Raw genomic sequence first — 21,399 nt, 5'->3', positions numbered from 1 at the left:
CATCGGGACGACTGGTTCCCCGTAGTGCAGCAGGCGAGCGTGTGCGACGGCAACGGATTAACGCTCGACAAAGGCCGCGCGGGCAAGGCACTGGTCGTGTCCGGCCCGCGCCCGGATGCGAGGCCGGCCGCGACCCCCGTACGGTCCGGCCGGCCGTTCCTGCTGGCGGGAGTGGTGAAGGGCGCGGAACCTTGAGGGAGATCGTCGTCGCGCCGAAGGGAGCGGGAGATGCGCGAGATCCTTCCGGCGCTGAGCCGGTGGTACGCGGGCGGTGAGCCGTTCGGCCTCGCCACGGTCGTCGCGGTCAGCCGCAGCGCGCCGCGGGACCCCGGGGCGGCCATGGCCGTGGGCCCGGGCGACGAGGTGGTGGGCAGCGTGTCCGGCGGCTGTGTCGAGGGGGCGGTCCTCGAGCTGGCGCGGGAGGTCGTGGCGAGCGGCGAGGCACGTCTGGAGACCTTCGGCTACAGCGACGAGGACGCCTTCGCCGTGGGGCTGACCTGCGGAGGCGAGATCACGGTCCTCGTACGCCGGGTGACACCAAACGAAGACCCGTCCTTCGGGGCGGTCGCCGATTCGGTGGCGGCCGGGCGTCCGGTGACCGTCGCGACGGTGATCGACGGACCGGCACCGCGCGGAGCGACCCTCGTCGTCCGGCCGGACGAGGAGCGCGGCGCGGCCGAGGGAGGGGCGGGCCCGCCCGGCTTCGTCGTCCGGCCTCCGGACGAGGAACCCGGCGCGGCCGAGCGCGGGGCAGGCGCGCTCGGCTTCGCCGACCGGCCGGACAAGGAACCCGGCGCAGCCGAGGAAGTGGCGGCCACACCCGGCCCTGCCGTCCCCCCGGACCAGGAACCCGGCGCGGCCGAGGTACTGGCAGGCACGCTCGGCCCGGCCGGTCTCGACGCCGCCGTCGCCGCCGACGCTCGGGGGGAACTGGCCTTGGGCGCCACCGGACTGCGTCACTACGGCCCGAACGGCGAGCGCCGCGAGGACGACGTCACCGTCTTCCTGCACTCCTTCGCCCCACCGCCGCGGATGCTCGTCTTCGGCGCGATCGACTACGCGGCGGCGGTGGCCCGAATCGGGGCCTTTCTCGGCCATCGGGTCACGGTGTGCGACGCCCGCCCGGTCTTCGCGACACCCGAGCGCTTCCCGGCGGGTGTCGAGGTCGTCGTCGACTGGCCGCACCGCTACTTGAGCGGTACGGACACCGACGCGCGCACGGTGATCTGCGTCCTCACCCATGACCCCAAGTTCGACGTTCCCCTCCTGGAGGAGGCGCTGCGCCGCCCGGCCGCGTACATCGGGGCGATGGGCAGCCGCCGTACCCACGACGAGCGGATGCGACGACTGCGGGAGGCCGGGGTGGGTGAGCGCGAGCTGTCGCGGCTGCGCTCACCGGTCGGGCTCGATCTCGGGGCGCGGACACCCGAGGAGGTGGCCGTATCCGTGGCCGCGGAGATCGTCGCTCTGCGCTGGGGCGGCACCGGGGTCCCGCTGACGGCCACGGCGGGCGCGATTCACCCAACCGGCACGCCAGCGCGGTGAGTTGCGGGACCGCCTGCCCACCGGGGAACAGGCGGAGCCGCACCGCGTGTCACGGCCCGCTCAGCCGGAGGTCAGCGTCCGCGCGTGGTCTCGCGCCGCCGGCGGGCGGGGAAGGACGGAGCGGGCTCGGACACGTCGTCCTCGTCCTCCAGGGGCGGGAGCTCCACTGTGTAGCGCGGCTGGAGAAACAGATCGTGGTGCTGCGGCGCGGCCGGCGCGCCGGCCGTGCTCGGAACGGCAGGCGCGGGTTCGCGACGGGGAGAGGCAGGCATCCATAACCATCCGGAGTCGAGGGCCGCACGGATCAAAGGAGGAGTTGTCGACCGGTGATGCCCGGCATCCGTCCACCCAGCGTGCGGCTGCCCATTAGATCCTATGGACGGCGGAAGGACGACAGGGCACGAAGGTTGGCGCGGTTTCTCCCGATACACGGCGCCGGGACCGGCCCGCTTTCTCTGCGTCGGGCGGGTGAGGACGGACACGGTCGGGCCCGCCGGAACGGGCGGTGCGAAGCTGATGCGCGGATTTCTGTTATGCCGACGCCGAGCGGGAGCCCTCCTCCAGTCATGACCGAGAATTCACCCAGCGGATACGACGGACCGGCCGCGTCCCGGTCGCAGCTCGCGCTCGTGCGTGCCGCGCAGAAGGGCGACCAGCGGGCCCTGGACACCCTCGTGGCCGACTACCTGCCCCTGATCTACAACATCGTGGGACGCGCGCTGGACGCTCCCGCCGACACCGATGACGTCGTGCAGGAGATCATGCTGCAGATGATCCGCGACGTGCGGACGCTGCGGGATCCCGAGGCGTTCCGCTCCTGGCTCGTCGCGATCGCGATGCGGCAGGTGCGCCGGCACTGGCGGGTGCGGCGCGAGGCGCCGGCGACCGCCGGCTTCGAGGGCCTGGAGGAAACGGCCCTGCTCGCCGATCCGGGAGCCGACTTCGTCGATCTGACGATCACCGTGCTGAGCCTGTCGGGACAGCGGCAGGAGACGGCCGAGGCCACCCGGTGGCTGGACACCGACGACCGGCAACTGCTGTCCCTGTGGTGGATGGAGGTCGCCGGCCGGCTGACCCGGGCCGAACTGGCCACGGCGATGGAACTGCCGATGCCGCACGCCGCGGTCCGGGTGCAGCGGATGAAGGCCCGGCTGGAGGTCGCGCGGGCGGTGGTCCGCGCACTCGGCGCGGTCCCGCGGTGCCCGGAGCTGGACGCGGAGCTCCGCGGGTGGGACGGGCGCCCCGCCGGCCTGTGGCGCAAGCGGATCGCCAGGCATGTGCGCACCTGCCCGGCGTGCGCGGGCCTGCCCCTCGACATGGTGCCCGCGGAGCGCCTGCTCGCGGATCTGGCGCTGGTGGCCGTGCCGCCGATCCTGGCGGCGCTGATGGGCTGGGGCGCGGACGGCGGTGGTGCCGGGCCGGCCGGGAGCGATTCGTCCACCGTGGCCTTCCAGGGCTCCTCCGGGGCCGGGCGGGCGGCGGTCCGGGCCGCCCGGAGGTCCGGCGGTGTCCCGGCGGGCAAGGCCGCGGTACTCGCGTCCGCGGCCGCGCTGGCCCTCGTCGCGACCACCGTCGCCTACGTCCTCGGCGTGTTCGGACAGGACGAGCGGGACGGTCGTACGGCGTCCGCTGCCGCCGCCTCGGCCCCGGCCGCCGCCGGCACCCGGCCCACCGCCACCCCGTCCGCCGCGAAGACCACGGCCTCCTCGACCGCACGGCCCAGCGCGAAGGCCTCCCCCAAGTCCGCGGCACCGAAGGCGGCTCCCGCGAACACGGCTGCCGTCACGAACACGAAGCTGCCGGTACGGGCCGCCTTCTACTACCCCTGGTATCCGGAGAACTTCGCCGGCGCAGGCAGCCAGTACACGCCCTCGGCGGGCAAGTACGACGTCGACAGAGCAGCCACCGTCGAGCGCCAGATCAAGGACATGCAGTACGGCGGCCTCCAGGCCGGCATCTCCTCCTGGTGGGGTGAGGGCAAGCGCGAGGACGAGCGGCTGCCCCTGCTGATGTCCAAGGGCGCGGAACTCGGCTTCTCCTGGACGGTCTACTACGAGCACGAGGCGTACGCCGACCCGTCGGCGACGGAGATCAGGAAGAGCCTGGAATACCTGCGCAAGTACTCCGGCGAGAAGACCTGGCTGCACGTCGACGGCAAGCCGGTGATCTTCGTGTACGGCGGCGGCGGCGACGCGTGCGACATGGCCACCCGGTGGACCCGGGCCAACAGGACCGAGGGGTACTACGTCGTGCTGAAGGTGTTCGGCGGCTACCGGAACTGCGCCGCCCAGCCGGAGGGCTGGCACCAGTACGCCTCCGGCCTGGACGTGCAGAAGGGGTACTCGGCCATCGTGTCCCCGGGCTTCTGGAAGAACACCGACAAGAAGCCGACGGTCGCGCGCGACCTCGGCCGGTTCCGCGCCGACGCCACCACCGTCGCCACGTCGGGCGAGCCGTTCCAGCTGGTCGTGACCTACAACGAGTGGGGCGAGGGGACCTCGGTCGAGTCGTCAACGGACTGGCCCAGCTCCAGCGGTCACGGCGCCTATCTGGACATCCTGCACGAGGTCTTCGCCCGGCATCCGCGGTGAGGCGTGGCCGGAGGTGACAGGGGGCGGCGCGCGGTGTCCCTCCCGGGTCACTTGAGCGCGCTGCCCGCCTGCCACTCGGCCCAGTCCACGTTCCAGTCGCCGTAGCCGTTGTTGACCGGCACCGTGTCGTCCTTGGAGTGGACGACGGTGACCGGGTCGCCGTAGTGGACCTGGCTGAAGAACCACTTGGCGTCGGAGGTGCTCATGCCGATGCAGCCGTGGCTTCCGTTGACCCGGCCGAACTTGCCGTCGTTCCAGGGCGCCGCGTGCGCGTAGGTGCCCGAAGTGGTCAGCTGGACATCCCACTTGACCTTGCCGAGGTCGTACGCCTCGGGGCCGAAGATGCCGACGGTCGAGGAGTCCATCCGGATGGTGGGGACCTTGCTCAGCACGACCATCGTGCCGTTCCACGTCTCGAAGCCCTTCTTGCCGGTCGAGACGGGCAGCGTGCGCAGCTTCTCGCCGTCACGCGTGACGGTCATCGTCTTCTTCGTCACGTCGACGGTGGTGACGACGGCTTTGCGGACGGTGAAGTCGATCTTCCGGGTCTGGGTGCCGTACAGCCCGCCGCCGGCTGCGACACCGTCGAGGTTCATGCGCAGGGAGACCTTGGTGCCCGGCTTCCAGTACGTCCGGGGCCGGTAGTCGACCCGGTCCTTGCCGTTGCGGTCCTTGAGCCAGCTCCATGCGCCCACCACGGCGGGCGACGAGGTGACACGGAGGTGGCGCTCGACGGCCGCCTTGTCGGTGACCGGCTTGTTGAAGACGACCGACACGGGCAGGCCGACGCCCACCGTGGAGTCCCGCTCGACGTTGTACTCGCCGATGACGGTCTGCGCCTTGGTGGGCTCGGCGGTGGTGAACTTCTCGTGTTCGGTGAGCTTCTTGCCGTCGGACGCCGTCGCGCCGGCCGTGACCGCGTACGTCACTCCGGGAGCCGGCCCGGCCGTGGACGTCCAGGTACTCCTGTCCTTGGAGAACGATCCGTGGAGTGCGCCGGGTCCGGGGGCCGTCACCTGCACGGAGGTGAGCTTCCCGCTGCCCGCGCGCACGGTCACCTTCTTCTGCACGGAGACCGCCGAGGCGCCGGACGCCGGCGCGACGGATATCCGGTGCGAGACCGGGTCCCCCTTGGCGTCGTCGCCGCCCGACGTCCCGCTGCAGGCTGTCAGGGCGACCGTTCCGGCGGCCGCCACCGCGGCGACTCGGATCCGCGTACGGTGCCCGGCCGCCCCTCCAGCGAGGCTGTGCAGTGTGGACGCCCGGTCCATGACCACCTCCATCGACAGAGCCGCCCAGCGGGTGCGCGGACGGTCTCGTCGCCCGGGTGACCGCGGCTCGTACACCGCGTACCCCTCGACGACACTTCACGTTCGATGACCGCGTACCCCTCGATCGGCCTCTCAGCGCTGCCAACGCGCCCCGAAGCGGGACGAGTCCGGAAACCGCGCACACGGGAGGTGCCGGCGCCGGTTCGGGAGGAGGGCGTGTTCGGGCGACTGGAAGACTCGGACCCGGCCGGAGCCGGAGACGTGCGTAGGACCTGCCGGGCGCCGGAAACTCGTCGTCCGGCGCGAACGGGCCGCGGGATCCGGTGCGCGGTCGCCTCGCCCGGTGGGCGGTTATCCGACGAGCCGCTGGGTGCCGAGCGCGGTCAGCAGGGCAAGGCGGTCGGCGTCCTCGGTGCCGGGCTCGGCCGTGTAGACCATGATGCGCAGGTCGCTGCCGGTCACGGTGAGCACATCGCAGTCCAGCGTCACGGGGCCTGCCTGCGGATGATCGATGGTCTTCTGCGCCGCCTCGTGATGACCCACCGCACCGGACTCCCACCACTCGGCGAACCGGTCGCTGCCGGCGCGCAGCTCCGCGATCAGGCGCCGCAGCTGCCGGTCGGCGGGATACCGGGCGGCGGCCGCGCGCAGATCGGCGACGAGCGCGGCCTCGAACGTGCGCAGGGACTCCGGGGTGTGCCGGGCCCGGCTGCCCGGGCCGACGAAGTGGCGCCACACGCCGTTGCGTTCGGGGCCTCGCCAGCCGGACGGATCGCCCATCAGCGCCGCGTACGGCGGGTTGGCGAGGAGCAGCGTCCAGGACGCGTCGTAGACCGCGACGGGTGTGCCGGTCAGTCTGTCCAGCAGCCGCTGGACGCTCGGCGAGATGTGGGCGGGCACCGTTTCCGGTCCTGGCGGCACCAGACCGGCCAGCCGGAACAGGTGGGCACGCTCCTCGCCCGACAGCCGCAGCGCTCTGGCCAGCGCCTCGACGACCTGGGCCGACGGGTGCGACGCGCGACCCTGTTCGAGGCGGGTGACGTAGTCGACGGAGACGCCGGCCAGCAGGGCCAGCTCCTCACGGCGCAGTCCGGCCGCGCGCCGCTGCCCACCGGCGGGGAGCCCGGCGGCCTCGGGTGGGACCCGGTCGCGCCAGCGGCGCACCGCCTGTCCGAACTCCGCCGTTGCCATGTCTCCAGTGTGCCTGGGGCACCGGCCGGGTGCCTGGTACTGCCGGTCCCAGGAAGACCGGACGCCTGGCTGACCGCGGGCACGGGCCGGAACCTGGGGGCATGACAACAACACTGATCACCGGAGCGAACAAGGGTCTCGGGTTCGAGACCGCCCGCCGGCTCGTGGCAGCGGGCCACACGGTCTACGTCGGCAGCCGGGACGCGGAGCGCGGACGCCGGGCCGCCGAGCGACTCGGCGCGCGGGCGCTGGTCCTGGACGTCACCGACGACGCGTCCGTCGCGGCGGCCGCGCGAGCCGTCGAGGCGGACGGCGGGCTGGACGTGTTGGTCAACAACGCCGGGATCGAGGGGAGGCAGGAGGGCAACACCGTGGTCGGTGCCGCGGACGTGACGGCCGACCTGATGCGGACGCTGTTCGAGACGAACGTCTTCGGCGTGGTGCGCGTCAGTCACGCGTTCCTGCCGCTGCTGCGGCGGTCCGCTGCCCCGGTCGTGGTCAACGTGAGCAGTGGTCTGGGCTCCACGACGCTGGTCAGCGCGGTGGGCACGCCGTCGTACGGCTACCCGGGGGTCGCATATCCGGCGTCGAAGGCCGCGGTCAACATGATCACCGTGCAGTACGCGAAGGCGTTCCCGGGCATCCGGATCAACGCGGTCGAGCCGGGCTACACCGCGACGGACCTGAACGGGAACACCGGCACGCAGACCGTCGAGGAGGGCGCCGAGATCATCGTCCGCATGGCGCGGATGGGGCCCGACGGTCCCACCGGCGGCTACTTCAACGCCGCGGGTCCCCTGCCCTGGTGACCCTCCGGCCGGAGGAACGCGCGGGCCACCGCCGCTCTCCCCGGCCGGCGGCCCGTTCAGGCCCCGTTCTCCCGGTGGTCCTCGATGAGCCCGTCCAGGTGCCGCAGCGCGGCCGTGATCCGGGCCGGATCCTTCTGGAAGAAGGGGTCGTCCGGCACGGGCAGGGAACCGGCCAGCGCCCAGCCGCGGCCCCGCGCCCAGGTCGCGTCGTCGACACCGAGCGCCGCGCGGAAGAGGCCGCGCGTCTCACCGGGCAGGAACTGCCAGGCGGGCAGCAGGTCGACCGCCGGGTCGGCGACCGCGAGTGTCCCGAAGTCGATGACGGCGCTCAGCCTGCCGTCCACCGCGAGGAGGTTGCCGGTCGCGAGGTCACCGTGGATCCACACCGGCGGACCGTCCCAGGCCGGCGCGGCGAGGGCCGCCTCCCACACCGCAGTGACCGCCTCGACGTCGACCATGCCCTCCAGTGCCGCGATCTTGGGCCGGACGCGCGCCTCCGAGGCCAGCGAGTCCCGGTCGTCGCCCAGCGGAACGCCACGGAAGGCGTTGCTCCACTGCGGGCCGGGGCCACCGGTCGGGTCGATCTTCTGCAGGGCCGTGATGAACTCGGCCAGTTGCAGGGCCACTTCGGCCGGATCGGCGAACCCCTGCGGTGTCGCCGTCTCCCCCTCCAGCCATCGGTAGACGGACCAGGGATACGGGTAACCCTCTCCCGGCCGGCCCTGCGCGACCGGTTCGGAGACGGGCAGGGGCAGGTGGGGGGCGAGGCGCGGCAGCCACCTGTGCTCCCGCTCCACCTGCCCCGCCCACCGCTCGAACCGCGGCAGGCGTACGGACAGTTCCTCGCCCAGCCGGAAGGTCGCGTTGTCCATCCCGGACAACGGGACCGGCGAAAGCGGCAGTTGGGCCCACTGCGGGAACTGCGCGGCGAGCAGGCGGCGGACGAGGTCGGCATCGATCAACACCCCGCCATCCCAGCCGCGTACGGGCCGCGTGTCCACTCAATTCCGGGTGACGCGAAACTCCGGGTGACGCGACCCGCCGGCTCCTGACGGATCTGCCCCGGCGCCGGCCCGGCCGACGCCCTTCGTGGCGGACCGGGAGCCGCCGCGGTCAGGTCCGTGGCGGCAACCGGTGCAGGTGTACGTCCGTCAGCGCGCCGTCGGCGACCACCGCGGTCAGATACGTGCAGTGGGGCTGCCGGCGGCGGTCGGTCGGCGAACCGGGGTTGAGGAGGCGCAGCCCGGTCTCTGTCGTCGTGTCCCAGGGGATGTGGCTGTGGCCGAAGACGAGGACGTCGAGGTCGGGGAAGCGCTCGGCGCAGCGGCGCTCGCGGCCCTGGGCGGCGCCGGTCTCGTGGACGACGCCGAAGCGCAGGCCGCCCAGTTCGGCGCGGGCGATCTCGGGGAGGCGGGTGCGCAGATCCGGCCCGTCGTTGTTGCCGTACACGCCGAGGAGCCGGGCCGACCGGTCCTCCAGCAGGTCGAGGGTGGCGGTGTCCACCCAGTCGCCCGCGTGGATCACGACGTCGGCGAGGGGAAGTTCGGCGAGGAGCCGGGCGGGCAGCTCCTTGGCTCGCTTGGGCAGGTGGGTGTCGGACATCAGCAGCAGGCGCACGCTTTCAGGGTGTCATCCGGGGCGATCACGCGTCACTCGAGAACGAGTTCGCTCCACACCTGCTTGCCCCCGCTCACCGGTACGGTCCCCCAGGTCGCCGACATGGCCTCGACGAGGAGGATGCCCCGGCCTCCGGTGGCCTCCCAGCCGATGCTCGTCGGCTTGATCGGCGTACGCGGTGAGTTGTCGGCGACGGCGACCCGCAGCCGGCTGTTGATGAGCGTGAGGTCGAGCCGGACCTGGCCGTCGGTGTGCACGAGGGCGTTGGTGACCAGTTCCGAGACGACGAGGAGTACGGCGTCCGGCTCCTCCGCGACGCCCCACTGGCGCAGGGTGCGCCGGGTGAAGCGGCGGGCGTGCCGCACCGCCTCGGGGACCCGCCAGACCGACCAGCTCTCCCGCAGCGGACGCAGCGCCATGCCGTCGTAGCGCATCAGGAGCAGGGCCACGTCGTCGCTGCGGTTGGCGTCCGCGAGCAGGGCGTCGGCCACGAGGCCGAGGTGTGCGGGGTCGGCGGCGGCGAGCTCGGCGGCGAGCCGGTTCATGCCGTCCTCGACGTCGAGTTCCGCGGACTCCACCAGGCCGTCCGTGGTCAGCGCCACCACGGTGCCGGGCTGGAGGCGCAGCGGGCTCATCGGGAAGTCGGCCTGCCGGATGACGCCGAGCGGGGGGCCGCCCTCGGACTCGGCGATCTCGGTGCTGCCGTCGGGGTGACGCAGTACCGGGGGCACGTGTCCGGCGCGGACGAACCAGGCGGAGCCCTCCTCCATGTCGATGTCGACATAGCAACAGGTGGCGAAGAGGTCGGTCTCCATGTCCATCAGGAGGCGGTTGGCGAGCGAGACGACGACGTCCGGGGGGTGCCCTTCGACGGCGTACGCGCGCAGGGCGGTGCGCATCTGGCCCATCAGGGTGGCGGCTCCGGCGTTGTGTCCCTGGACGTCGCCGATGACCAGGGCCACGTGGTTGTCGGGCAGCGGGATCACGTCGTACCAGTCGCCGCCGACCTCCAGGCCGGCCGTGGTGGGCAGATAGCGGGCGACGGCGACCGCGCCGGGCAGCCGGGGCAGCCGGCGCGGCAGGAGGGTGCGCTGGAGCATGCCGACGAGTTCGTGTTCGGCGTCGAAGGCGTGGGCGCGCATCAGCGCCTGCCCGGCGAGACCCGCGGCGGCGGTGAGCAGGGCGCGCTCGTCGGGGCCGAAGTCGTGCGGGTCGTCCCAGCCGATCAGACAGGCGCCCGCCATGCGTCCGCCGGCGGGCAGCGGCAGCACGGCGAGGCCGCCGGGCCCGACGTCGGCGAGCGCGGGTTCCAGCGGGGTGCCGGCGGGCCAGATGGCGGCCCGGCCCTCGCGCAGGGCCGCCGCGAGGGTCGGCATGGTGCGTACGGGTGCGTCCGGCCACTCCGAGCGCCACTCGTTGCGCCACAGCTCGGGCCACACGCCCGGCTCCGGGGGGTCGAGGACGGTGACGACGAGGCGGTCGCCCTCCAGCTCGGCGAGGGCGATCCGGTCGGCCTGGAGGGGCTTGCGCAGGGCGGCGACCACGGCGTGGCTGACGTCGCGGACCGTGCCGGCGGTGGCCAGTGCGGCCGCGAGCCGCTGGACGCGGGCGACGTCGTTGACCCCGGAGCGCAGTTTCGAGGCGTCGGCGACCGTGCCGACGAGCCGCGCCGGACGGCCGTCACCACCGGGGAGCAGTCTGCCGCGCAGCCGCAGCCACCTGGGCTCGCCGGACGGCTGGAGGATGCGGAACTCCAGTTCGCGGTCGCCGATGGACATGTGGTCGGCCTCGACCACCGACATCAGCGAGGGCAGGTCCTCGGGCACGGTCAGCGCGAGCAGGGTCTCGACCTTGCCGTCGAACTCGTCGTGGTCGATCCCGAACAGGTCCAGCATCTCGTCGTCGACGTCGACCCGGCCGCTGTCCATGGCGAGGCTGAAGGCGCTGGCGGCCAGTTCGTCGGGCTCCCCCGCCGGGGTCCGCGCGGGGCTGGCGGCGGCGTCGGCGAGCAGGGCGAGGCACTCGCGGTCGTCGGTGTCGAAGCCGCCCTCGTGCTCGCTGACGGCGACCAGGCTGCCGCCGTCGCTCAGCGGCAGCACGGCCAGCGAGAACTCCTGGGTCGGCAGCCGCCGGGCGTCCGCCCAGCGGCCGAGGTCCTCCGGAGTGAGCCACAGCGGCCGGCCGGAGCGATGCACCTCGGCGGCGGGAGCTCCCCCGGACGCGGGATAGCTGTCACGCATCCCGTACAGCGTCCTGGGTACGCCGGCCGACTCGACGAGGCACAACTCGTCACCGTTCTCCCCCGGGGCGTACACGGCGGCGAGGGTGGCCCCGGCGAAGACGAGCGCCTGTTCGAGGACGCGGCGCAGTCGTTCGCGGGAGCCGAGGTCGGCGGTGAGCGTCTTGAGGGCAAGTTCGGCACGCAGCGTTCTCGTTCTGCGTCCCGCCACGCCCTCACTGACCACGTCCGCAATTACAGCGCTTCCGGGACGCTCGCGCAGCCCCTGTGACCGTTCCGGGCCCTTGGGGCCTGCGGCAAAGCCCTTTCACTCGAACAGATTCGAACGCTAATTAACTCGTGAGTTCCTCACGGGGATGTAGTGACAGGCGTGACTTTCGGGCTCCCGGACGGACTGGAAGCCTCGAGGACACCTGGCCGAGGGGGGATGGAATGGACAAGCGGTACGAGGTCTACGCGCTGGCCGACAGACACTTCTACGAGACGCCGGACCGCCTGTCCGCGGGCGAGCAGGGTGCCGCTCCCGTCTTCGAGACGGCCCGGCGCGAGGCGCCCGAGGGGTGGCAGGCGGACCGGATCGGCGACTGGCTGACGCTGACGCCGGTCGACGACGAGGGACTTCCGCTCGCCGGGCCCGCCCAGGGCTGGAAGATCCACGCTTCGGCCATCCGGGCGAACGCGGAGCGGATCGCCGCCACGGTGTGGGACTACTGCGTGCCGCGGCGCATCCCGTTCAAGTTCGTGCCGGGACCGCACCTGCTGCATCTGCGGAACACCAAGTACGCGGCCCGCGACACCAGTGGGAAGTTCGTCACCGTCTATCCAGCCGACGAGGAGCAGCTCCACCTCGTCCTGCGCGAGCTCGGCGAGCTCCTCGACGGCCTGGAGGGGCCCTACATCCTCACCGACCTGCGCTGGAACGAGGGGCCGCTGTACGTCCGCTACGGCGCCTTCACCCGGTCCTTCGTGGTGGACGAGCGCGGCACGCTGGTCCTCGCCGTGCGGGACGCCGAGGGCAGGCTGGTGCCGGACCACCGCAAGCCGTCCTTCCACGTCCCGGACTGGGTGAAGCTGCCCGCCTTCCTGGAGCCGCAGCTCGCCGCGCGCAACACGACGACGGTCGGCGACCTCCCGTACCGCATCGAGAAGGCACTCCACTTCTCGAACGGCGGCGGGGTGTACGCGGGCACGGACACCCGTGACGGCCGCAAGGTGGTCCTCAAGGAGGGCCGGCCCCACGCGGGTCTCGCTGCGGACGGGGCCGACGCGATCACGCGGCTGGCGCGCGAGAAGTACGCGCTGGAGCAGGTGTCGGGGCTGGGCGTGGTGCCCGAGGTGCGGGACTGGTTCACCCTCGGCGACCACCGCTTCCTCGTCATGGACTTCCTCGAGGGACGGCCCCTCAACTCCTTCTTCGCCGAGCGCCATCCCCTGCTCACGCCGGACCCGGACCCGGACGCCGTGGCCGCGTACACGGCCTGGGCGCTGCGCGTCCACCAGGGGGTCGAGGCAGCCGTCGAGGCGGTGCACGGACGCGGGATCGTCTTCAACGACCTGCATGTCTTCAACATCATGATCGGCCCCGACGAGGAGACCGTCTCCCTGCTCGACTTCGAGGCGGCGGCACCGATCGAGGAGAACGGCCGCCAGGTCGTCGCCCACCCGGGGTTCTTCGCACCGCCGGACCGCACGGGAGCGGACGTCGACCGTTACGCGCTGGCGTGTCTGCGGCTCGCCCTGTTCATGCCGGTCACCACGCTGTTCGTGGTGGACCGCGGCAAGGCGGCGCATCTGGCCGAGGTCATCGCGGGCCAGTTCCCCGACGTGCCCCGCGAGTTCCTCGACGAGGCGGTCGCGGAGATCACCCGCGACTGCGGCGTCGCGGGGACGGCCCGTGACCGTGCCGGCGCGGAGGACTCCGCGGGCCGCCCCGTCCCGGGAGCCGCAGATGACCGGCCGCTCGCGGGTGCCGCCGTCGGCCGACGCACATCCGCCGCGTCCCCCTTCGCCTCCCTCGCCGAACCGGGCGACTGGCCCTACAGCCGCGACTCGATGGTGAAGGCGATCCTCGCCTCGGCCACACCGGAGCGGGACGACCGGCTCTTCCCGGGCGACATCGCCCAGTTCTCCGACGGCGGCGGGCTCGGCCTCGCGCACGGTGCCGCGGGCGTGCTCCACGCGCTCGCCGAAACCGGCGCCGGGCGGTTCGAGGAGGGCGAGCGCTGGCTCCTCGCGCACACGGACCCGGTCCCGGCCGGGACGCCCCTCGGGCTCTACGACGGTCTCGCGGGCGTGGCGTACGTCCTCGACCGGCTCGGGCACCGGCAGCGCGCCCTGGACCTGCTCGACGGGATCCTGCGGGAGCGGTGGCAGAAGCTCTCCTCCGACCTGCACGGCGGCCTCGCCGGGGTCGGCCTGGTCCTCGGGCAGCTCGCCCGCACGACGGGCGATCCGGCACTGGCCGAGCGGGCGGCCGAGGCGGCGGCCCTGCTGGTGCGCCGGCTCGCCGAGCCACGCCCCGACACACGCCGGCGCCGGGCCGGGCTGCTGCGCGGTGCGAGCGGCCCCGCACTCTTCCTGCTCCGGCAGTACGAGACCACCGGTGACCCGGACTTGCTCGACGCGGCCACCGAGGCACTGCGCCGGGACCTGGAGTGCTGCGTGGTCCAGAAGGGCGGCAGTCTCGAAGTCGACGAGGGGTGGCGCACGTTGCCCTACCTCGGGGACGGCAGCGCGGGCCTCGGCATGGTCGTCGACGACTACCTCTCCCTGGCGCCCGGCGCACCACAGGCCGAGGAATGGGGGCACGTCCGTTCCGGCATCCTGACCGCCGCCTCCTCCCGCTTCTACGCGCAGCCCGGTCTCTTCCAGGGCCGCGCGGGCATGATCCTGCATCTCAGCCGCACCACCGCGCCGGGCGCCGTCCCGGAACGGCTGGCCGAACAGGTCGGCGCGCTGGGCTGGTTCGCCATGGCCTACCAGGGCCAACTGGCCTTCCCCGGCCATCAGATGATGCGGCTCTCCATGGACCTGGGCACCGGAACGGCAGGGTGCCTGCTCGCGCTCGGCGCGGCCCTCGACGAGGAGTCCACGGCCCAACTGCCGTTCCTGCCGCCCCTTTGGGCGGCCCACACACGCGGCTCCGCACAACCGGCGAAGTCGTGACTCAACCCCGTCCCCAGTGAACGAAAGGATCTGACATGGCACTTCTCGACCTGCAGACGATGGAGTCCGACGAGACCACCGGCGGCGGTGGCGGCAACAGCACCCTGAGCCTGCTCTCGTGTGTGTCGGCCGCCAGCGTGACGCTCTGTCTCTGACGACACCGCTTCCCAACGACTCCGGGCGGTTCCCTCCCTTCAACGGGGAGGGGCCGCCCGGGGCTCTGCACCGTGCCAGGACAGGATGCGAGGCCTGACGCGCCATGACCACGCCCGCTGTGCCCAAACCCCCGGGAGCCGACTCCGCGGGGCGGCAGCTGCTGCGTACGGCGACCCGGCACAGCGCGTCCCGCTGCCTCGCCCTGACGGTGGCGACCACGGCCGCGACGGGGGCGGCCCTGCTGCTCCCGGCCGCCCTGGGCCGGACCCTCGACCTCCTGCTGAGCCACCCCGGCAGCCCGGGCGCCACCCGGTGGGTGCTCTGGTGCTCCGGCCTCGTCCTGCTGCTCGCCCTGCTCGACGCCGCGGAGACCGTGCTCGGCGGAACCCTCAACGCCCGGGCCACCGCCTGGCTGCGCCGAAGGCTGACCGGACACGTACTGGCCGTGGGACCGCGAGCCGGCGGCCGGTTCGGATCCGGTGAGCTGGTGGCACGGCTGGTCGGCAATGCCGCTCAGGCCGGCACCGCGCCCGCCACGCGCGCCTCCCTCCTCGCCTCCCTGGCCGGACCGGCCGGAGCGGTCGTGGCGCTCGGCCTGATCGACCCGTGGCTCGCGCTCGTGTTCCTGGCCGGAGCCCCCGTCCTGACCATGCTGCTGCGGGCCCTCGCACGCGACTCCTCGGAGTGCGCGACGCGCTACCAGCAGATCCAGGGCCGGATCGCGAGCGCCTTGTCGGAGGCGATCGACGGGGCCCGTACGATCGCGGCCGGCGGCACCGCCGACAAGGAGGTGGCCCGGATCCTGCGCCCCCTGCCCGGCCTCTCCCGCGAGGGCCGCCGGATGTGGCAGGTCCAGGGTCGCGCCGCCGCGCGGGCGGTCGCCGTCGCGCCGCTGCTGCAGATCGGCGTGCTCGCCGTCGCGGGCGTCCTCGTGGTCCAGCACCGCCTGTCCGTCGGGGAGTTGCTGGCCGCCTCCCGTTACGCGGTCCTCGCCACCGGCGTCGGCGTGCTGGTCGGCCAGCTCTCGGGACTGGCCCGGGCGCGGGCCGGGGCCGGGCGGCTCGGCGAGGTGCTGAGCGAGCCGGCGACCGGCTACGGCGATCACCAACTGCCGCCCGGCGACGGCAGGCTGGAGCTGCGCGGGGTCACGGCCCGGCGCGGCGGACGCACCGTGCTCGACGCCGTCGACCTCGTCGTGCCCGGCGGAAGCACCCTCGCCGTGGTCGGCCGCTCGGGAGCGGGCAAGTCGCTCCTCGCAGCGGTCGCCGGCCGGCTCACCGACCCGGACGAGGGCGACGTACTGCTCGACGGCGTACCCCTGCGCGCGCTGACCCGCGCCACACTGCGCGGCGCCGTCGGCTACGCCTTCGAACGGCCCGCCCTGCTCGGCGAGACCATCGAGGACACCATCGCCTTCGGTGTCCCCCCGGCCCCGCCCGGCCGCGTCAGGGAGGCCGCCCGTACGGCCCGCGCCGACGCGTTCGTCCGCCGGCTGCCCGACGGCTACGCCACCCGCTGCGCGGACGCCCCGCTGTCCGGCGGCGAGTCCCAACGGCTGGGCCTCGCCCGGGCGTTCGCCCACGACAGCCGGCTGCTGATCCTGGACGACGCCCTTTCCAGCCTCGACACGGTCACGGAACACCACATCACCGAGGCCCTGTTGCGCCGCCCGTCCGGCCGCAGCCGCCTGATCGTCGCTCACCGGGTCTCCACGGCGGCCCGCGCGGACGCCGTGATCTGGCTGGACGGCGGACGGGTGCGGGCCCGGGGGACGCACACGGAGCTGTGGCGCATGGCCGCGTACCGGGCGGTGTTCGGGCAGGACGGGGACGGGGGTGCCCGATGACCGACGGGGTGTACCGGCGCGGACTGCGGTTTCTGCGCGGTCGGTGGCCGGTGGTCCTGCGACTGGCCGGCTGGTCCGTGCTGGAGACAGGGCAGACCTTCCTCATGGGCTACGCCCTCGCGCGGGCCCTCGACGAGGGGTTCCTGGCCGGCCGGGCGGGCGTCGGGCTCGGCTGGCTCGGTGTCGCCGCCTTCGCCGTGGTGGCCGGGGCGTTCGGCACCGGGCGCGTGTACGGGGGTGTCGCCGCGCTGGTCGAGCCGTTGCGCGACCGGCTCGTGGAGCGGGTGGTCGTCCGGGGTGTACGCGAGGCGGACCGGGGTGCGCTGTCGGGGCTCACCCAGCAGGTGGAGATCGCCCGGGACACCTTCGCGGGCCTGGTGATGGTGTCCCGCTCGTTCGTCTTCACGGCCGCGGGTGCCCTCATCGGGCTGTTCTCGCTCGCTCCGTCGCTGCTGCTCGTGGTCCTGCCGCCGCTCGTCGCCGGTGTGGCCCTCTTCGCGGTGAGCCTCGGGCCGCTGGCCCGCAGGCAGGAGGCGTTCCTGGTCGCCGACGAGGACATCGCCGGCCACCTGGGCACCGTCTGCCCGGGGCTGCGGGACGTCACGGCGGGCGGGGCGGAGGAGCGGGTCGCCGCCGAGACGGGCGAGCGCATTCACGCCGAGCTGCGCGCGGCCCGGGCGCTGGCGCACTGGGGGGTGCTGCGGGTGGCCTCCCTCGCCGTCGGCGGGCAGCTCCCGATCGTGCTGCTGCTCGCCGCCGCGCCATGGCTCCTGGCCCGGGGCGTCACCGCGGGCGCCCTGGTGGGCGCTCTCGCCTACGTCACCCAGTCCCTGCTCCCCGCCCTGCAGAACCTGGTCCACGGCCTGGGTACCAGCGGCTCCCGGCTCGCCGTGGTCCTGCGCCGGCTGGCCCCCCAGGAGCAGGCCCACCCGGCCGAGCCCCTGCACCGGACCGAGGACGCACCCGTCGACGGCGCCTCGATCCCCGTGGCCCGGCAGGACGGGCCGCCTCCCGACGCCGGCGTCCCCGTCGACCACGCCCAGGTCCCCGCGGCCTCGCAGGACATGCCGCCCGTCGGTGTCCCGTCAGGCGAGGACACCCCGGCCGTCTCCCTCTCCGCCCTCACCTTCGCCTACGGTCCCGGCAGCGAGCCCGTCATCAAGGACCTCAGCCTCACCGTCCCCCGTGGCACCCACCTCGCCGTCGTGGGTCCCAGCGGGATCGGGAAGTCGACGCTCACGGGGCTGGTCGCCGGGCTGCTGGAGCCGGGGCACGGCAGCGTCCGCGTGTGCGGCCATCCGGTCCCCGGCCGCATGTCCCGCACCCGCCGGGTCCTCATCCCGCAGGAGGCGTACGTCTTCCGGGGAAGCGCCGCGGAGAATCTCGCTCATCTTCGGCCGGATTCCGTGCCCGAGGCGGAGCTGTGGGCCGCCGCCGAGGCGGTAGGCCTCGTTCCGCTTCTTGCCGCGCTGGGCGGCCTCGCGGCCGAGATCGACCCGGGCACACTGTCGGCGGGCGAGCGGCAGCTGATCGCGCTCACCCGTGCGTATCTCTCGTATGCGCCGGTCGTGCTGCTCGACGAGGCGACCTGTCATCTGGACCCCGGGGCGGAGGAGCGGGCCGAGCGGGCGTTCGCCGCCCGCCCCGACACCACTCTCGTGGTCGTCGCCCACCGCATCAGCTCCGCCTGCCGAGCCGGCCGGGTGCTGGTCATGGACGGCCGGCGGACCGAGTTCGGCGGCCATGAGGAGCTGCTGCGGCGCTCCCCCCTCTACCGTGACCTGGTCGGCACCTGGTCACCGCCGTCCGCCCTCCCCCGGCGGACGGAGTCAGAGCCATCCCTCCCCCTGCGAGATACGGATGGCGTCGACGCGATTGCGCGCCCCGGTCTTACGGGTGATGGCCGCCATGTAGTTGCGTACGGTCCCATGGGACAGATGGAGGCTCCCGGCGATCTCCGCGACGGAGGCGCCCTCGGCGGCCAGGGATAACACGCTCAACTCCCGCCGGGTCAGCGGCATCTCCGCGGCCTTGAGGAAGCCGAACCCCAGCGAGTCGTCGACGAAACGTTCCCCCTTGGCGACCCTGCGTATCGCGGAGACCAGCCGCTCCGGAGAGCCCCCTTTGTCGACGTATCCCAGCGCCCCGGCCTCCGCGGCCCGCTTGAGGAGGCCCGGTCTGTGCGCGGTGGCCAGAACGAGCAGTCTTGGCTCGTCCGGGCCGCCGCCGCGGCCGAGCAGATCGGTGAGCGGGGGGACGCCGTAGGAGTCGGTACAGTCCAGGTCCGCCGCGCAGACGTCCGGCCGTAATGACCCGACGCGGCCGGACGCGCTCCGCCAGGGAGAGTCGTACACACCCAGGTCCGGTTCGCGGCGGAGCCACTCCGCCAGCGCCAGTCGGACCAGACAAGCATCGTGCACCAGTAGTACGCGGATCACGTCCGTCCCTTCAGGTTCGCTTCGCCTTGTCCCGTCGGCTGAGCGCGTGCCCATTGTTGGCGCCGCCGACCGTCTCCGGGCGCGAATAACCGGCCATCAGGGGGCGCGGGGGCGCACTTAGGGCGCCCGTGCGCCACGGCGCGCTTCTATTGCGGGGGCATGTCAACGGGCCGAGGGGGTATAGAGCCCCGCTCCGCTCGCCGTGCGGGAAACGCCGCCAGGAGAGAGCCTTGACCCCGGGGACCCGTCGCGGCCATGCGAGGAGGTGGTCGGCGTGTCGGACTGGCAGGTGTCCGGTCAGGCGCCGGCGCCCAGCCCGGTGCCGGTCGGCCGGCCGCTGCTCTCCCTCACCCTCGCCTCGATCCTCGACGACGTGCACGCCCACTCCGGTGCCGTGTATCTGCTGGCTCCCGGCGAGCCGGTGCTGGAGATCGCGGTCATGGCCGGGCTGCCCCGCGCGTTCGCCGCGCCCTGGGAGCGGGTGGGGCTCAACGCGCCGATCCCGGTCGCGGAGGCACTGCGGGAACGGCGGCTGATCTGGGTCAACGGCGAGGAGGAGATGGCTCGCCGCTATCCGCGTATCGCCGTGGTCCTGCCCTACCCCTTCGCGCTCGCCGCGCTTCCGGTGGCGACCAGGACCACCGCGTACGGGGCGATCTTCGTGACCTGGCCCGGCGCGCACCCGCCGGAGCTGTCCGACCGGGAGCGGGACCATCTCACGGCGGCCTGCGACCGGCTCGCGCTGCGTCTGGAGCGCGCCGCCGAGAAGGGCCGGCCCGCCCGGCGCGAACCTGATCTGATCGCCCCGGCCGCCGAGGTGACGGCCCCCGGCACGCTGGGCACGGTGCAGGCGGCCCGGATGGTGGCGCGGCTGCCGTACGGGCTGTGCGCGCTGGATCTGCACGGGCGGGTCAGCTTCGCCAACGCGGCGACGGCCGAGCTGCTCGGTGTCCCGGTGAGCAGTCTGCTGGGGACTCAGCTGTGGTCGTCCGTGCCCTGGCTCAACGACCCGGTCTACGAGGACCGTTACCGTGCGGCCCTGCTCAGCCAGCAGGTGACGTCGTTCGTGGCGCTGCGCCCGCCCGGCGACTGGCTGTCGTTCCGGCTGTATCCGAGCACCAGCGGGCTGAGCGTCCGCATCTCCCGGGCCCGCGCGGTGTCCGAGATGCGCCGGGCCGGGCCGCAGCAGGGTGACGACCCCCCACGCCTCGTCACGATCTCCCACATCCTGAGCCTGGCCAGCGCGCTCACCGAGGCGGTGGGGGTGCAGGACGTGGTGCAGCTGGTCGCGGACGAGATCGCGCCCGCCGTCGGCAGCCAGGCCCTGGTGGTCCTCGGCACGCAGGGCGGCCGGCTGCACGTGCTCGGGCAGCGCGGATATCCCGACCCGCGGGTGGTGGAGCGCTTCGACGGCGTGCCCCTGACCGCACAGACCCCCGGCACGCAAACGCTGATCAGCGGAGTTCCCGCGTTCTTCGACTCGCGCCGGCAGCTGGAGCAGATCTACCCCGCCCGGAACGCGACCCCCGACGGCATGAACGCGTGGGCCTATCTGCCGCTGGTCGCCTCCGGCCGTCCGGTCGGCACCTGTGTGCTCGCCTACGCCGAACCGCATCCCTTCCCGGCCGACGAACGGGCCGTGCTGACCAGCCTCAGCGGCCTCATCGCCCAGGCCCTGGAGCGGGCGCTCCTCTACGACGCCAAGCACCAGCTCGCCCACGGCCTCCAGGCGGCCCTGCTCCCGCACTCCCTGCCGTCGCTGCCCGGTATCGAGGCGGCGGCGCGCTATCTGCCCGCCACCCAGGGCATGGAGATCGGTGGCGACTTCTACGACCTGGTGTCCACGGACGGGCGGGCCGCCGCGGTGATCGGGGACGTACAGGGGCACAACGTGACGGCCGCGGGCCTGATGGGACAGATCCGGACCGCCGTACGCGCCTACACGACCGTCGGCCAGGCACCCGAGGAGGTCATGCGGAGCACCAACCGGCTGCTGATCGACCTGGGCAGCGAGCTGTTCGCCAGCTGCCTCTATCTGCGTCTGGAGCCGGGGCGCGGCCGGGCCGTGATGGCACGCGCGGGGCATCCGCCGCCACTGCTGCGCCGGCCCGACGGGCGGGTGCGGGTCCTCGACCTGGCCGGCGGCCCGCTGCTCGGGATCGATTCGGCCGCCACGTATCCCACGACCGAGGTCGCGCTCGCTCCCGGTTCCGTGCTGGCCCTCTACACCGACGGGCTCATCGAATCGCCCGGCGTGGACATCGAGGACGCGCTGGCCGAACTCGGGCAGCGGCTCGCCGAGCTCGGCGACCAGCCGCTGGAGACGCTCGCCGACAGTCTCGTCCGGGACACCGAGACGGCGGCGGAACGGCCGGACGACGTCGCCCTGTTGCTGCTGCGGGCACGGGACTGACCCGGCCGTGCCCGGTGGCGGTGCGGCGCACCGTACACGGAACGGCCCAGCCCTCCCGCCGGAGAGCCGGACCGTTCCGCTGCACTGACCTGGATGAAACCGCCGGCGCGTCCGGGTC

At 73.4% G+C, this 21,399-nt stretch carries 14 protein-coding genes and 1 pseudogene; 8 read left to right on the top strand and 7 right to left on the bottom strand.

Going from position 1 to position 21,399, the window contains the following annotated elements:
• Positions 1–228 precede the first annotated feature (228 nt).
• Positions 229–1,545 carry an XdhC family protein gene (locus ACFVYF_RS09935; protein WP_389453511.1) on the top strand — a complete coding sequence of 439 codons (1,317 nt, stop codon included), beginning with the start codon at positions 229–231 and terminating at the stop codon, positions 1,543–1,545.
• Positions 1,546–1,616: 71 nt separating this feature from the next.
• Here ACFVYF_RS09935 and ACFVYF_RS09930 read toward each other — a convergent pair whose 3' ends face one another.
• On the bottom strand, positions 1,617–1,817 hold the full coding sequence (locus ACFVYF_RS09930; RefSeq protein WP_389453508.1) for a hypothetical protein: 201 nt from the start codon (positions 1,815–1,817) through the stop codon (positions 1,617–1,619).
• Between the two features lie 294 nt (positions 1,818–2,111).
• On the opposite strand from ACFVYF_RS09930, the gene ACFVYF_RS09925 reads away from it, so the two are divergent.
• Positions 2,112–4,136, top strand: coding sequence for a sigma-70 family RNA polymerase sigma factor (locus tag ACFVYF_RS09925; RefSeq protein ID WP_389453506.1), 2,025 nt, complete (start codon positions 2,112–2,114; stop codon positions 4,134–4,136).
• A 47-nt stretch (positions 4,137–4,183) separates the two neighbouring features.
• On the opposite strand, the gene ACFVYF_RS09920 is transcribed toward ACFVYF_RS09925, so the two are convergent.
• Complete coding sequence (locus tag ACFVYF_RS09920; RefSeq protein WP_389453504.1) at positions 4,184–5,407, bottom strand: Ig-like domain-containing protein; 1,224 nt, start codon at positions 5,405–5,407, stop codon at positions 4,184–4,186.
• 351 nt (positions 5,408–5,758) lie between these two features.
• A complete protein-coding gene (locus ACFVYF_RS09915; protein ID WP_389453502.1) occupies positions 5,759–6,598 on the bottom strand; it encodes a helix-turn-helix transcriptional regulator in 840 nt (279 codons plus the stop codon).
• A 101-nt stretch (positions 6,599–6,699) separates the two neighbouring features.
• Between ACFVYF_RS09915 and ACFVYF_RS09910 the strand changes: the two genes are divergently transcribed.
• Positions 6,700–7,407 carry an SDR family NAD(P)-dependent oxidoreductase gene (locus ACFVYF_RS09910; RefSeq protein WP_389453499.1) on the top strand — a complete coding sequence of 236 codons (708 nt, stop codon included), beginning with the start codon at positions 6,700–6,702 and terminating at the stop codon, positions 7,405–7,407.
• Positions 7,408–7,463: 56 nt separating this feature from the next.
• Here ACFVYF_RS09910 and ACFVYF_RS09905 read toward each other — a convergent pair whose 3' ends face one another.
• The 3 genes from ACFVYF_RS09905 to ACFVYF_RS09895 form a co-directional block, all read right to left on the bottom strand.
• On the bottom strand, positions 7,464–8,372 hold the full coding sequence (locus tag ACFVYF_RS09905; RefSeq protein WP_389453496.1) for an aminoglycoside phosphotransferase family protein: 909 nt from the start codon (positions 8,370–8,372) through the stop codon (positions 7,464–7,466).
• A 148-nt stretch (positions 8,373–8,520) separates the two neighbouring features.
• On the bottom strand, positions 8,521–9,024 hold the full coding sequence (locus ACFVYF_RS09900) for a metallophosphoesterase family protein (protein ID WP_389453493.1): 504 nt from the start codon (positions 9,022–9,024) through the stop codon (positions 8,521–8,523).
• A gap of 32 nt (positions 9,025–9,056) precedes the next feature.
• A complete protein-coding gene (locus tag ACFVYF_RS09895) occupies positions 9,057–11,489 on the bottom strand; it encodes a SpoIIE family protein phosphatase (RefSeq protein WP_389453491.1) in 2,433 nt (810 codons plus the stop codon).
• A 206-nt stretch (positions 11,490–11,695) separates the two neighbouring features.
• Between ACFVYF_RS09895 and lanKC the strand changes: the two genes are divergently transcribed.
• The 4 genes from lanKC (at position 11,696) to ACFVYF_RS09875 (ending at position 18,421) form a co-directional block, all read left to right on the top strand.
• Positions 11,696–14,428, top strand: a complete 2,733-nt coding sequence (gene lanKC / locus ACFVYF_RS09890) for a class III lanthionine synthetase LanKC (RefSeq protein ID WP_389453489.1) — start codon at positions 11,696–11,698, stop codon at positions 14,426–14,428.
• A 35-nt stretch (positions 14,429–14,463) separates the two neighbouring features.
• A complete protein-coding gene (locus ACFVYF_RS09885; protein ID WP_383272885.1) occupies positions 14,464–14,583 on the top strand; it encodes a SapB/AmfS family lanthipeptide in 120 nt (39 codons plus the stop codon).
• A gap of 104 nt (positions 14,584–14,687) precedes the next feature.
• Entirely contained in the window at positions 14,688–16,430 is a 1,743-nt protein-coding gene (locus tag ACFVYF_RS09880) for an ABC transporter ATP-binding protein (protein WP_389453486.1), read from the top strand.
• Positions 16,427–18,421, top strand: a complete 1,995-nt coding sequence (locus ACFVYF_RS09875; protein WP_389453483.1) for an ATP-binding cassette domain-containing protein — start codon at positions 16,427–16,429, stop codon at positions 18,419–18,421. The genes ACFVYF_RS09880 and ACFVYF_RS09875 overlap by 4 nt, the downstream gene beginning before the upstream one ends.
• On the opposite strand, the pseudogene ACFVYF_RS09870 reads toward ACFVYF_RS09875, so the two are convergent.
• A pseudogene (locus ACFVYF_RS09870) lies at positions 18,344–18,922 on the bottom strand (LuxR C-terminal-related transcriptional regulator); the annotation flags it as partial. The gene ACFVYF_RS09875 and the pseudogene ACFVYF_RS09870 sit on opposite strands and share 78 nt — an antisense overlap.
• Before the next feature lie 211 nt (positions 18,923–19,133).
• Between ACFVYF_RS09870 and ACFVYF_RS09865 the strand changes: the two are divergent.
• Positions 19,134–21,281, top strand: coding sequence for a SpoIIE family protein phosphatase (locus ACFVYF_RS09865; RefSeq protein WP_389453480.1), 2,148 nt, complete (start codon positions 19,134–19,136; stop codon positions 21,279–21,281).
• Positions 21,282–21,399: the final 118 nt, after the last annotated feature.

This window comes from Streptomyces sp. NPDC058274 (assembly GCF_042881375.1).
Lineage (GTDB): Bacteria > Actinomycetota > Actinomycetes > Streptomycetales > Streptomycetaceae > Streptomyces.
The sequence above is the reverse complement of the archived record's forward strand: the minus strand, read 5'-3'. Positions and strand labels throughout refer to the sequence as shown.